Annotated in this window: 11 protein-coding genes and 1 riboswitch; of the genes, 5 read left to right on the forward strand and 6 right to left on the reverse strand. The window is 39.7% G+C overall.

The features are described 5' to 3' along the window. Position 1 precedes the first annotated feature (1 nt). Positions 2–1069: an ATP-binding domain-containing protein gene (locus tag A6M13_RS07180; RefSeq protein ID WP_066544467.1), complete on the forward strand. Its 1068-nt coding sequence runs from the start codon at positions 2–4 to the stop codon at positions 1067–1069. Here the strand turns inward: A6M13_RS07180 and A6M13_RS07185 are convergent. Both A6M13_RS07185 and A6M13_RS07190 read right to left on the reverse strand, forming a co-directional pair. After that, positions 1026–1763, reverse strand: coding sequence for a MerR family transcriptional regulator (locus tag A6M13_RS07185; protein ID WP_066544474.1), 738 nt, complete (start codon positions 1761–1763; stop codon positions 1026–1028). The genes A6M13_RS07180 and A6M13_RS07185 overlap by 44 nt on opposite strands. Positions 1764–1777: 14 nt before the next feature. Continuing rightward, entirely contained in the window at positions 1778–2314 is a 537-nt protein-coding gene (locus A6M13_RS07190) for a TetR/AcrR family transcriptional regulator (RefSeq protein ID WP_066544476.1), read from the reverse strand. Between the two features lie 150 nt (positions 2315–2464). Between A6M13_RS07190 and A6M13_RS07195 the strand changes: the two genes are divergently transcribed. The 3 genes from A6M13_RS07195 (at position 2465) to A6M13_RS07205 (ending at position 6160) form a co-directional block, all read left to right on the forward strand. Beyond that, positions 2465–3736: a DHA2 family efflux MFS transporter permease subunit gene (locus A6M13_RS07195; protein ID WP_425393913.1), complete on the forward strand. Its 1272-nt coding sequence runs from the start codon at positions 2465–2467 to the stop codon at positions 3734–3736. Positions 3737–4257: 521 nt separating this feature from the next. Beyond that, a complete protein-coding gene (locus A6M13_RS07200; RefSeq protein ID WP_066544477.1) occupies positions 4258–5460 on the forward strand; it encodes a glycosyltransferase in 1203 nt (400 codons plus the stop codon). Further along, the gene (locus tag A6M13_RS07205; protein WP_141680914.1) at positions 5441–6160 is read left to right on the forward strand and encodes an HAD-IIB family hydrolase; all 720 of its coding nucleotides are present in this window, start codon (positions 5441–5443) and stop codon (positions 6158–6160) included. Before A6M13_RS07200 ends, A6M13_RS07205 begins: the two co-directional genes overlap by 20 nt. A gap of 18 nt (positions 6161–6178) precedes the next feature. Here the strand turns inward: A6M13_RS07205 and A6M13_RS07210 are convergent, their stop codons facing one another. From A6M13_RS07210 to A6M13_RS07225, 4 genes are all read right to left on the reverse strand, one after another. After that, the gene (locus A6M13_RS07210; RefSeq protein ID WP_141680915.1) at positions 6179–7465 is read right to left on the reverse strand and encodes a Na+/H+ antiporter NhaC family protein; all 1287 of its coding nucleotides are present in this window, start codon (positions 7463–7465) and stop codon (positions 6179–6181) included. Between the two features lie 88 nt (positions 7466–7553). Then, positions 7554–7655: riboswitch (SAM riboswitch) on the reverse strand. 222 nt (positions 7656–7877) lie between these two features. After that, positions 7878–9191, reverse strand: coding sequence for a CitMHS family transporter (locus tag A6M13_RS07215; RefSeq protein ID WP_066544479.1), 1314 nt, complete (start codon positions 9189–9191; stop codon positions 7878–7880). A gap of 97 nt (positions 9192–9288) precedes the next feature. Next, positions 9289–9975 carry a response regulator gene (locus A6M13_RS07220; protein ID WP_066544506.1) on the reverse strand — a complete coding sequence of 229 codons (687 nt, stop codon included), beginning with the start codon at positions 9973–9975 and terminating at the stop codon, positions 9289–9291. A gap of 5 nt (positions 9976–9980) precedes the next feature. Then, on the reverse strand, positions 9981–11525 hold the full coding sequence (locus A6M13_RS07225) for an ATP-binding protein (RefSeq protein WP_066544485.1): 1545 nt from the start codon (positions 11523–11525) through the stop codon (positions 9981–9983). Positions 11526–11727: 202 nt separating this feature from the next. On the opposite strand from A6M13_RS07225, the gene A6M13_RS07230 reads away from it, so the two are divergent. Next, positions 11728–12891, forward strand: coding sequence for an iron-containing alcohol dehydrogenase (locus A6M13_RS07230; RefSeq protein ID WP_066544488.1), 1164 nt, complete (start codon positions 11728–11730; stop codon positions 12889–12891). Positions 12892–12994: the final 103 nt, after the last annotated feature.

Genomic DNA, 12994 nt, shown 5'->3' on the forward strand with positions numbered 1-12994 from the left:
TATGGCATTTGTTGAGCGGTTGCAATGTTTTTTAGCCGATGTCGATACAACCATTTTACGCATAGAAAATATGAAAATTGCAGATATCGTCATTGAAGACTCCTATATCGCACAACGCTTCGAGGCCTATCATAAAGAGCCTATTACAGTACGTCTTGCAAATATTGCCGACGATATGATGCATGTGTTAAAGCGAAAGCGTAACGGTGAATTAAAGCTGCCTTCTAAAAATGAAGTTGTGAAGCGATTGAAAAAGCGTTTAGCGTATCCGTCAGCGTTTGCGATTTATCGTGCATTTATCGAGACGTTACCAAAAGGTTCATTTTACTTTAAAAATAAGCATTTTGAGTTCAATGATGTGTATCCTTATTTATATGTACAAACGTATTTCTCCGGCATGACGACATTTGAGCTTGTTCAGCATTTTGTGCTGGATGAAATGCAGGATTATACACCAATTCAATATGCAGTGCTTGCACAACTATTTACATGTAAACGTACAATTATTGGCGATGTCGGGCAAGCGTTATTTCCGTATGAAACAATGTCACTACAGGCACTTTCAACTATTTTTCCACGCGCGACCATTCACCGTTTAACGACAACGTATCGTTCATCGTATGAAATTGCTACATACGCACAGCAGTTCCTTGAAGAGGGCATGTTACAGCCAATCGCTCGTCATAGTAAAGAGGTGGATGAACGCTTTTATACGACACACGCTGAGATGCTTCAGCAAGTGCATAACGCCATATCATCAACCGCTAAAACGACAGCGATTATTTGTAAAACATCAGAAGATGCGATGTATATTAGTGAGCATTTACAAAAACCACATCACGTAATGGACGGTACCACGACGATTTTTGAAACAGGCATTATTGTAACGACAATTCAATATGCAAAGGGGCTTGAGTTCGATGCAGTCATTGTGCCGTTTGTAGACAATACACGCTATGCGACAAAGTTTGAGCGTGGGTTACTCTATATTGCCGTTACACGAGCGATGCATGAATTAACGGTACTTATTGATGCGGCTGCGCCAACGCCACTTGTAGCAACTGTTTAATCTTTTGGATATTTTTGCGGGCTTGTTGTAAATGCACAAACAATTCATCGGTCACATGATAAAAATCATCGGTGAAGGCAGGTGAGCCGAGTAGCGCTAAAATAGGCTGTTTATTTTCGCGCTCTAATTGCTGAAAGAGCTGTAAAATACGTGCCACTGAAAAATGAGCACTGCGCAATGTTCGAATAATTAACAGTTTCTGCATATCCGCTTCTGTATAGAGACGTCGGTTCTGGGCATTGCGCATAACCGTGTACAAACCGTTACGCTCCCAATGACGAAGGGTATGTTCTGTTACATCAAGTTCTAATGCGGCTTGTTGGTGTGTATAAGTTTTATGTTGTTGCTTTGGCGTGTGTATACGCAACTGTTCAACCATTTGAACAGCTTGTAGCGCAAATTGCTGCTCATGCTGTAAAAATAAATCATACGTATACGCAGCTTGTAAGCATTCTGCAAAACGTTCCTGTCCACTCAGTAGCACCAGTTCAGTTGCCTTTTTACGTAAGTTATTTTGAATAAATTCTTCTTTAAATGCTAAACGGGCAATTTGCATTTGTATGACGTGACGTTCATCGTAAAGGCGATAGCCATTAGGTTTCCAAGGTACGGGGGAAATAAAGCCCCACTCTTCATATAAACGTACCGTATTTGGATGAACGTTCGCACGTTTGGCGATTTCATGTGTACGCATATGCTTTCTCCTTTTTAGTGCTGGTTCATTTGTTCAATTTGTTGTGCGATGGTTTCGGCAGTGTGAACGGTGTCGCTTTTTAACCACCACATCATGACGCCGATAATTGAAGCGGTTTTGATGTCGCTATCAATATACATATCACGTTTTGGCTTCATCGGATGATGACGACGGACGACAATCATCTGTTCAAACGATGTAAATAAATGTTGCTCTAGTGTACTTTGCTGTTTTAAAACAAAAATGATAGACCATTGCTCTTTTAAATAGTTCAGTAAATCAATGACTTGTTCTTGACGGGCGTTGTGGGTGTTATGCATAAGTGATGTTATTTTTACTGTGACTTTTTGCAAAATTTCAGCGGTCATTTGTCGTTGTAAATCACTTAAATCTTCATAATGTAAATAAAATGTTGTGCGGTTAAGCTGAGCTTGTTTTGTCACTTTTTGAACCGATAGTTGATGTAGCTCATAGCCATCCACTAGTAACGACAGCAATGCCTCTTTTAACATCGTTTGTGTACGAATAACACGTGGGTCTTCAAATTGCATCGACGTATCCCTCAATTCTTTTCGACATTTTTTAAAGAACTGTCGATTATAAGACAGTTTAGATAAGATTGTGTATGGTCAAATGTTTTCGTTATTTGCTACGATACTTTTTAGACACATTGTCTATAATATACGTGAAAAGGAGTTTCTATGCAAAACGAATTATCAACAAAAACGAAAAACATACTCGTTACCATTTTAATTGTAGGTTGCTTTTTTTCAACGCTTAATCAAACATTACTAAATGTCGCTTTAAGTGAATTTATGGCAATCTTTCATGTGACACCTGCAACTGTTCAATGGCTTTCCACAGGTTTTATGTTGGCCAATGGTGTACTTGTTCCGATTGCCGCTTATTTAATGAAGCGTTTTTCAACGCGCCAAATGTTTATTAGCTCGATGACATTTTTACTTGTGGGTTCAATCATTGCTGCATGTGCACCGAATTTTAGTGTGCTATTAGTCGGGCGAATGATTCAAGCAGCGGGCGCAAGCATTATTTTACCGCTAATGATGACCATTATGGTGTATTTATATCCCGCAGAAAAGCGTAGCGCCATTATGGGGAAAATGGGCTTTGCGATTATGTTTGCACCGGCGATTGTGCCAACAGTTGGTGGATTTATTTTACAGTTCTACTCGTGGCGCTATTTATTTATCTTCATGATTCCAATTGCGGCAGTGATTATTATTGTGGCGCTTAAATATATGATGAACGTAGAGGAAGGTACAAAAATTTCATTAGATATAGTGAGTGTACTGTATTCAACGATTGGATTTGGTGCGGTGCTATACGGCTTCAGTAGTGCGGGAACACGTGGTTGGGGAGATTGGCTTGTAGGCACAGCGATTATTGCAGGTTTTGTGTTCATTGTACTCTTTAGCCGACGAATGATGACACAAAAAGAACCATTGCTGAATTTACGTGTATTTCGCTATAAAATGTTTACGATTACAAGTGTTATGAATATCGCAATTACGGTGTTAATGTATGCTGACTTAATTTTACTACCGATTTATTTACAAGATGGGCGTGGCTTCAATGCTTTTTATGCAGGTTTAATCTTATTACCTGCAGCCATTATTAATGCGTTCTTGTCACCAGTTACTGGCAAACTATTTGACCGCTTCGGTGCGAGACCGCTATTTTTCACAGGCGCGGTGCTAATTGTGGTATCGATGGTGATGGTAATCAATCTAACAGCGACAACATCTGTTTTTTATATTATTTTGCGCACAATTGTGCTTCGTATCGGATTAGCTTGTATTACGATGCCACTGAATACGGCAGCGCTTAATGCTTTACCAAGAGAACTGGCTTCTCACGGCTCCGCTGTAAACAATACGGTTCGTCAACTGGCGGGTGCAATTGGTACAGCCGTTATTGTATCTATGTATTCATTTCATCTTCGTCATATATAGGAGACAACAGCTGGCTTTGCGGCAGCTGCAAGTAATACGTATATATGGATGCTTGTGTTGGCTATTACTATAACATTCTTTGTGCCGAAGAAGCGATAGCGTAAAAAGCTAACGTTATATGCATAAATGGACCTTCGACAAATTACGTTGTCGGAGGTTTTTTGTTTATGTAGTTTAGGGCGTTCGTTGAGTAGCTGATGTGTTCATTCAGACCATTTTACATGTGGTTTTTATTCATTTTCTATAAAAACGCATCATTTCCCCCAGGCTAAACGACACAAAATGGAAATGATAACTTTATATATCTATTTTTAACCTTCGTCTTGTAGGGAGTGTATGTAATTATTATAAAGCGTAGTAAAATAGTAAGTTTTGAATAGGACTATGTGACAAAAAGAGCGTTTATTTGTTTCATACATATGTGAGTAGGCAAAAGGTTATTAAGGAAATAGTAAGGTGTACAAATTTTTTAGCACCATTTACTCTTCACTATATGCTAGAAGAAAGGACACGAAGTAATAATGACACGTAAAATCTTGTTTATTTCAGACCATGGCGATCCATTAATACCATTAGGGAGCTCGCAAGCAGGCGGACAAAATAATTATGTAAAGCATTTAGCGTTATCGTTAGATGCACTTGGATTTGAAGTCCACGTTGCGACACACTGGAGCAATGAAGCTGCCCAAGAAATTGAACATTTTGGTGAACGAAGTATTGTTTACCGTTTTACTGGTGGCGAAAAGGGCTTCGTTCCAAAAGATGAGATGTTTGAATTGTTGCCAACATTTTATCGACAAATGTGTGCCACGTTGGCGATAGAAGAGTACGAAGTTGTGCATACTCATTATTGGTTATCAGGCGTACTAGCACTCATGTTACAACAGCAACATTCGATTTATTGGGTGCATACAAATCATTCACTTGCCATTGCGAAGGCAAAAGGCACGGGTGAACGAAATATACAACGTGAACATTTTGAAAAAACAATTATGGAAAAAGCAGATGTGGTGTTAGCGACAACACCGAATGAAAAAGAACTTATTACACAATTCACCAAGGGAAAAAGCGATGTTTCAGTTGTCCCAATCGGTGTTGCACCTACCTTTTTAACACCATCATCATCTACAATGTCACTGCCATCTTCTTATTATTTATATGTAGGTCGTCTAGAGGAATCAAAAGGTATTTATGATTTATTTGAAGCGTTTCGAGAGCTGACGGCAGAAGATGACGAGATTCAACTTCTAATTGCAGGTGGCTGTGAAAAAACAGTGAATCTGACCACATATCAACCAATTACAAAAAAACTCCAACGGGCTATACGTGGAATCGAACATCGTGTCGTTTTTTTAGGCCCACAAAATGAACAACAATTAAAAGAACTTTATAGCGCTGCACTTGCAACGGTTATGCCATCGCACTATGAATCATTTGGCATGGTCGCAGCTGAGGCACAGGCATGTGGCTGTCCAGTCATCGCAACATCTGTTGGTGGTTTACAAGATATTGTGCAAAAAGGACGAACAGGACTACACACGCCAAAAGAAAGTGCCAAAAAATTGGCTGCACGTATGCGCCAATTATTAGCAAACCGTCATTATGTTGCATTTATGGGGAGACAAGCGCGTAATTTTGCGCAACGTGAGTTTAACTGGAAACGTATTGCAAAGCAAGTACAACAATTATATAAAGGAGCAAGATATGTTTCGACAATTAAATAAATATGTATTAGCCACGGATTTAGATGGTACGATTGTGCACGATGATATTCCTCACGCGCCACTTTGGCAGGAGCTTGCTAAAGAACAAGCTTCACTTATTTATATTACAGGGCGAACGTTTTCATCCGCACAATTATTAATTCAACAAGCAGACTTACCAACACCAGATGTATTAATTTGTGATGTTGGCGGCGCTATTTATGATGGACATACACATATGTTAGATGAAACATGGGCACGTCACGTATTAGAAGCGGATTTTTCTGAAGTGGCACAAATAGCAGAGCAATACTTTACACCGCAACCCGTCACAACACCATTTCGATTAGCGTATTATGGTGATGAGCAAGCAGTCGAAGCTTTTAAACAGCAGTTGTCACCACATGCATCCGTTGATGTGATTCATAGTAGTAACCGAGACGTTGACATTATGAGACGAGGTGTGGATAAAGCCGCAGCACTTGAATATGTATTAGCGACACAACTAGAACCGTCACGTGTGATTGTCGCAGGAGACTCGGAAAATGATTATAGTTTATTTATAAGTGGTCACGAAGGTATTGCCGTAGCAAACGCTTGTGATACGTTATATGCACTGGCACATCAACCACACATATATATCGCACAACAGCAAGGTGCGGCGGGTGTACTAGAAGGATGGCGTGCACTAACACAAAAAGAAGGTATGACCTTTAAATAATAAGGTCATACCTTCTTTTTACGCTGTTTTGTGACGAGGATACCCAATTAAAATAGCAATAACGCCACAAATCGCGATGAGTACAGGGTAAAAGGAATATTGAAGCATTAGTATCGGTGAAATACCAGCGACACCAGCCGCAACTAAAAATTGCGCACCGTATGGAATGAGTCCTTGTACTGCACATGAGAAAATATCGATAATACTTGCTGATTTGCGTGGTTCAATGTCATATTGTGTTGCGATATTCTTCACAAGAGGTCCTGCAATTAAAATCGCAATCGTATTATTAGCCGTTGATAAATCCGTCACACTCACAAGACCTGCCATCGCAAATTCAGCGTCTTTTTTTGTTTTAATGTTACGTGTTGTGATGTATAGAATATAGTCGATACCGCCATTATGTTTAATTAATTTAACCATACCGGCAATAAGCATCGCTAAAAATGCCATTTCATACATATTCGCCATACCCGTAGCGATCGATTGAACAATATCCATACCCGCATAGCTACCATCTACTAAGCCGACAAGCGCCGCAAGTCCAATACCACACGCTAAGACGATAAATACATTAAAGCCAATAATGGCGAAAAGAATAACAAATAAATAAGGAATCATTTTCACCCAATCAAAGTCTCCAACGGTAATAACCGCTGTTTGTCCTGCTGTTAGCACCGCCAAAATTATGCATGTTACGATGGCAGCCGGTAAAACAATCCAAAAGTTCACTTTAAATTTGTCTTTCATTTCTGCCCCTTGTGTACGTGTGGCCGTTATCGTTGTATCTGAGATAAACGATAAATTATCGCCAAACATTGCGCCCCCAATAATCGACGCTAAAATAAGTGCTATTGACAATTCAGTTTGGTCGGCAATACCTACACCGATCGGCGCAAGCGCAACAATCGTACCGACAGAAGTGCCCATTGCTAATGAAATAAAGCAGGCAATAATAAACAGACCGACAATTAATAACTGTGGTGGGATAGCTGACAGGGCAAAATTAACAGTTGCGTCTACAGCACCCATGCCTTTTGCTGTTTCAGCGAATGCGCCTGCAAGTAAGAAAATAATCACCATTAGCATAACATTACTATTGCCTGCGCCTTTACAAAAACGTTCCACTTTTTCTGTAAATGTTTCATTACGATTCATCGCTAAAGCTACAATGCTTGCGAGTGTAATGGCAACAATAACGGGAAACGCATAAAAATCATCTAGTACAATGCCTGAACCAATAAATAAACATAAAAATACAACAAACGGGAGCAATGCCCACGGATTGCCTTTATTCATACTAATAATCCTCCATTACACATTATCTACTTTTATCCATAGTAAAAAGCCTCTTCTTTTAAACAAGAAGAGGCTCCATCAACTGAAAACACTCCACTTATCTATCAAAGCTACGCTTGCTGGATTTGGCACAGTAACATTATGTTCCGCTGCCGAGATTTCTTAGGGCCAGTCCCTCCATCTCTCTTGATAAGAAGAAATTCTTACATATGAAATTGTTAAAGTAAATAGTAGAATAATAAATTTGTTTCATAATGTCAATGAAGTTAGCTGAATTTTAGTAAAAAGAGGTATTTTGTGTGGGTATTTATAATTAAAAGAATATTCTTTTAAATTAGTGTGGAGAAAAAAGGTTAAGGACACATTAAAAGAAGCCCATTCCCCAAGTTGTTTACGTTAGGGAATGAGCTATAATGATTTAAATTTGAATAACCCCTAAAAGCACAGCAATAAATAACATCGTAATGCTCAGTCCCCACATCCAGAAGAATGAGTACTTTAAATGCTTGCCCATTTCTAATCCTGATAAGCCAAGTGCTAACCAAACTGCTGGTGCAAGAGGTGATACGAATGTACCGACAATGTTTCCGATAATCATTGCATAAGCAGTTGATAACGAATCAATCCCGTACGTCAAACCAATTTGTTCCACAACAGGGAAGAGTGCAAAATAATAAGCATCTGTACTTAAGAGTAAATCAAATGGCACACCTAATACGCCAATAATGATGTGTAAATATTGCGCTAAAAAGCTTGGTAACACTTTAACAGCATCATTCGCAATGGCCGTTAACATCCCCGTCCCATTTAAAATGCCAAGGAATAAACCAGCCGCAATAATAATGGAGGCCATCGTTAATGCATTTGAAGCGTGTGCTTGAATACGTCCCATTTGTTCTTTCGGTGTACGGTAGTTTAATGGTAAAGCAATCGCCACACCAATTAAAAAGGCTAAACCGGCTGGTAGTAAACCAGACATTAAAATGCCTAAAATAATGAGCGCAAGTAGCGCATTTGCCCAAAGTAATTTCGGGCGTTTCAAAGTTTCATCCGATTCGTCATTTAAAATACTATTGGATAAATCAATTTTTAATGTCTGACCAGTCGCTTTGCGTTTTTCGATTAAACGTTTTTCACGGAAGCCCATACCGACAGCAAGTGCTAGCATTAAGAAAATCCCGATAACTTGAATTTTAATTAATGGATACCAAAGCTCGGTCACGTCCGTTTCTAATACAGAAGCGACACGTCCTAAAGGCCCGCCCCAAGGAATCATATTGACAATGGCTGCTGCTCCAGCAACGAGTAACAGTAATAAATACGGATTCATACCAAGGCGTACATACAGTGGTAAGAGTGCTGTAATCGAAATTAAAAACGTCGATGCGCCCGATCCGTCTAATTGAGCAATAACCGCAATAATAACCGTTACAACTGCTACAAGTACGACATTCCCGCGTGAGAGCGCTACCATTTTATTGATGATTGGTTCGAATAAACCGACATCTTGCATAATGCCAAAAAAGATAATCGCAAAAATAAACATGATCGCAACACTAATAACGGAATTAATACCATCTGAGAAAAATACCCCTAAATCATTAAATGAATAACCCGCAACAAACATTGCAAAAATAGGTGGCAATACCATCGCAACAATTGGTGATACTCGTCCACTAATGAGCAACGTAACAATTACTAAAATCGTAATAATACCTATAATGCTTAACATATGAACTCCTCCTTACTATTTCTTAATAGTCATAAAATTAACACAATTAAGATCTAGCGAGAATAATACGTTCATATGTTAAATAAGCTGTATATCGTTAATTTTGTTCATAAGTTGCACGACGGTAATTACGCTCTGGTCGTCCAACAGTTCCGTACAGTAATTCCGTTTGTAATATGCCACGCTCAACTAAATGTTCCAAATAGCGGCGGGCTGTGGACCTACTTGTACCAATATGTTGACTTAATGCAGTCGCCGTATACGTTACGCTCGCATCGTCAAAAAATGTTGCGACGCGTTCTAACGTTTGCGTATCAATGCCTTTCGGTAATGTTTCGACTTGTTCGGTAGCAGGGGATACAGCCCATAATGCATCAATTTGTTGTTGAGTATAATCTGTTTGCTGAGAGAGTAGCTTACATACTTGTTGTATTTTTACGAGCGTATGCGTAAGACGCTGTTGTTGAAATGGCTTTACGATATAGTCAAATACACCGTACGCGTACAATGCTTGTACATGCTCATATTCGGTTGCTGCTGTAATCATCACAATTAGAATCGATGGGTATGTTTGGCGCAAAAAAGCGACCAACTCATAGCCTTCTACATCTGGGATATATAAATCAAGCAGAATAACAGCGGGCAGTTCATGTGTGCGTAATGCTTCTTTTAACGCATGCGCAGTTTGAAAGTTTTGAATGCGCGCGTCTATCATATGCTGCTGTACATATTGCGTATGAATACGCGCAATTCGAAAATCATCTTCCACAATCCATATGTGCATGTTCATCAAATCCTTTTCAATATTATTAAAAAGCATGCGCCACCTAAATCACTTTCTTCGACAAATAGTTCACCGTCTGCAAAATGCAATGCTTGCTGGCTAATGGCTAATCCATATCCTCTGTCATAGCCTTGTTTTGTCGTGTAGCCAAGTGTGAAAATCGATGGTAGCTTTTCGAGCGGAATGCCCTCACCATTATCATGAATTTCAATTGCTAATTCATGTGCATATTGATACATCAAAACATGAATTTTTTTCGGTTGCTTCTTTAAGGGGGTCAATGCTTCAATCGCATTTTGGACAATGTTTCCAAGTGCGGTTAATAGTGCTTCAGTCTGTCGATCGTTTAACGGCATAATGTCACGATCACCCTCTACAGTCAGCTCAATATGTCGCTCAGCTGCTTCTGCCATTTTCCCTTCAAGCAATGCATTCAATAACATCGACGAAGAGGTCGTTTGTGTGGCTCGTTGTTGCTCATCGGTAATAAAGGCTACCGCTTCATCTACATGATTGGTTTTTAATAAACCGAGTAATACGTGTAATTTATTCGCAAATTCATGTGTTTTTGCGCGTTGAATACGCGCTTGCTGCTTGACGTACTGCAATTCATTTACGACTTCTTCATATTGTTGTTTCGGGCGTAAAATGTATAAAAAGCCGAGTCGCTGTTGTTGTTGTTGTAACGGCATTTTTGTCACAATAATGGCTTTGTCATTCAGCGGTAACTCAAGAGCACGTATGATGCGTTCATTCACAAGTTGTAGCGGTAAAACAGTCGTCAGTAAATGTCCTGTTTGCAACTTATGTAACAGTGCTTTTGCTTGTGTATTATACAAAACGATTTTTTCGTGATCATCCGTTAAGATAATACCGTCTGTCGTTTCTTCTAAAATCGTATGGTATGCCGTATAGAGCTTGGCGATTTGTGTTGGCTGCATTCCAAGTAACTGTCGCTTTACATAAAGCGCTAATAACAAGGCCGCTAGCACGCCGAAAAGAGCGACCAATACCGATGTTTTTAACCATGATGTGAATATGTCATCAATACGCTGTTGAATGTCTTTTGTTAAAAAGCCGACCGACACAATACCAATAACCTGTTCATCGACAATAATGGGTACTTTTCCTCGAATAGATTCGCCCATGGATCCCGTCGTTGTTGAGACGAATGCTTGGCGATTAATAAGCGCAGCATCATTGTCACCACCGACCATTGATTGACCGATTTTTGCGCTATCTGGATGTGTGTAGCGTATCCCGTTTTCATTTCCAATGACGACAAATGCGGCATCAATTTGTTGCTGCCACGCAAGAGCCAGTGGTTGAAGTACACGTGTCGGATCGTCTGATGCAATGCCAGCGATGACATCTGGACGGCTCGCGATTAAATGTGCGCTTTGTAACGCTTGCGCTTTTTTTTCAGCGGTCACGGTTTCAGTAATGTGATTTTGAATGAGCACTAAAAAAATAACGCAAATGATGAGAATAACGCTACTCATTGTGAATAATAGACGTGCTGTCAATGAATGCTGTAAACGTTGTTTCATGACGTATAGGCTCCTTTTAATGAATGACATTGATTATTATACACACTCTATACCATTATATTTATAGTATCATGCATTATTTTAGGCGATAGTGATAAGGATGAAACAAATCGTACATTGTTTGATCATTTAAAGTGTTATGACATGACAACACGTTTTCGACTATGAGAAAATAAGTGCATGCAATAAGAGGAGGAATTTTATGCAAACATTTTCATTTCATAACCCTGTAAAGATACACTTCGGCAAAGGTAGTATTGAGCAGCTTCGTCACGAACTTCCAAAATACGGTTCAAATATCTTGCTTGTTTACGGCGGCGGCAGTATTAAAGCAAATGGTGTGTATGATGACATCATGACCATTTTAAACGATTTACATAGCACCGTAGTGGAATTACCAGGAGTTGAGCCAAACCCACGTGTAGAAACAGCACGTAAAGGCATTGCACTTTGTAAAGAGCACGCGATTGACCTTGTATTAGCAGTAGGTGGTGGCTCAGTCATTGACTGCGCTAAATTGATTGTAGCAGGTGCGACAGTTGAAGCGGATGCTTGGGATATTGTGACGAAAAAAGTATTCCCGACAGACGCATTGCCACTTGCGACTGTATTAACGATTGCAGCAACCGCTTCAGAAATGAATTCAGGTTCTGTGATTACCAATTTAGAAACGCAAGAAAAATTTGGGTGGGGGAATCCACATTGCTTCCCGAAATTTTCAATTTTAGACCCAAGCTATACATTTAGTGTTCCAACGAATCAAACGGTTAATGGTGTTGTTGATACGATGACGCATATTTTAGAGCAGTATTTTAATAACGCAACAAACACACCCATTACCGATGAGATGAGCGAAGGCATTTTACGTACGATTATTCGTGTAGCGCCACTGGCATTAGAGGACCCAACAAACTTTGAACATCGCGAGACATTAATGCTTGCGGGTACACTTGGTTTAAACGGCTTCTTATCACTTGGCTCACGCGGTGACTGGGCAACGCATAATATTGAACATGCCGTGTCAGCGGTATACGATATTCCACATGCAGGTGGTCTAGCCATTTTATTCCCAAATTGGATGAAGCATAATGTACATGTAAATCCGGCGCGCTTTGCAAAGCTTGCAACAACTGTGTTTAACATCGATGCCACGAACAAAACAGATGAGCAAGTAGCACTGGAAGGGATTGAGGCGTTATCAGCGTTTTGGACATCGATTGGCGTACCAAATCGCTTAGCAGATTATGACATTGACGCAACGCATTTTGATGACATGATTCAACATTGTTTAGTAAACGGTCCTTTCGGTAATTTTAATCAATTACAAGCCGAAGATGTGCGTTCTATTTTAGAGCAATCATTGTAAATCTAAAAGAGCACCTAAAGCAGACTTGTGGCACTGACTGTCTTTTTTGAGACAGTAAGAAAACACCTTCTAAACAGCCAGTTGACGGTATTGCACCGGTGAC

This window comes from Caryophanon tenue, assembly GCF_001700315.1.
Lineage (GTDB): Bacteria > Bacillota > Bacilli > Bacillales_A > Planococcaceae > Caryophanon > Caryophanon tenue.

Coding starts and splice junctions, on each gene's coding strand:
- A6M13_RS07180 (WP_066544467.1), top strand. CDS start 2: ATGGCATTTGTTGAGCGGTTGCAATGTTTTTTAGCCGATGTCGATACA.
- A6M13_RS07185 (WP_066544474.1), bottom strand. CDS start 1,763: ATGCGTACACATGAAATCGCCAAACGTGCGAACGTTCATCCAAATACG.
- A6M13_RS07190 (WP_066544476.1), bottom strand. CDS start 2,314: ATGCAATTTGAAGACCCACGTGTTATTCGTACACAAACGATGTTAAAA.
- A6M13_RS07195 (WP_425393913.1), top strand. CDS start 2,465: ATGCAAAACGAATTATCAACAAAAACGAAAAACATACTCGTTACCATT.
- A6M13_RS07200 (WP_066544477.1), top strand. CDS start 4,258: ATGACACGTAAAATCTTGTTTATTTCAGACCATGGCGATCCATTAATA.
- A6M13_RS07205 (WP_141680914.1), top strand. CDS start 5,441: ATGTTTCGACAATTAAATAAATATGTATTAGCCACGGATTTAGATGGT.
- A6M13_RS07215 (WP_066544479.1), bottom strand. CDS start 9,191: ATGTTAAGCATTATAGGTATTATTACGATTTTAGTAATTGTTACGTTG.
- A6M13_RS07220 (WP_066544506.1), bottom strand. CDS start 9,975: ATGCACATATGGATTGTGGAAGATGATTTTCGAATTGCGCGTATTCAT.
- A6M13_RS07225 (WP_066544485.1), bottom strand. CDS start 11,525: ATGAAACAACGTTTACAGCATTCATTGACAGCACGTCTATTATTCACA.
- A6M13_RS07230 (WP_066544488.1), top strand. CDS start 11,728: ATGCAAACATTTTCATTTCATAACCCTGTAAAGATACACTTCGGCAAA.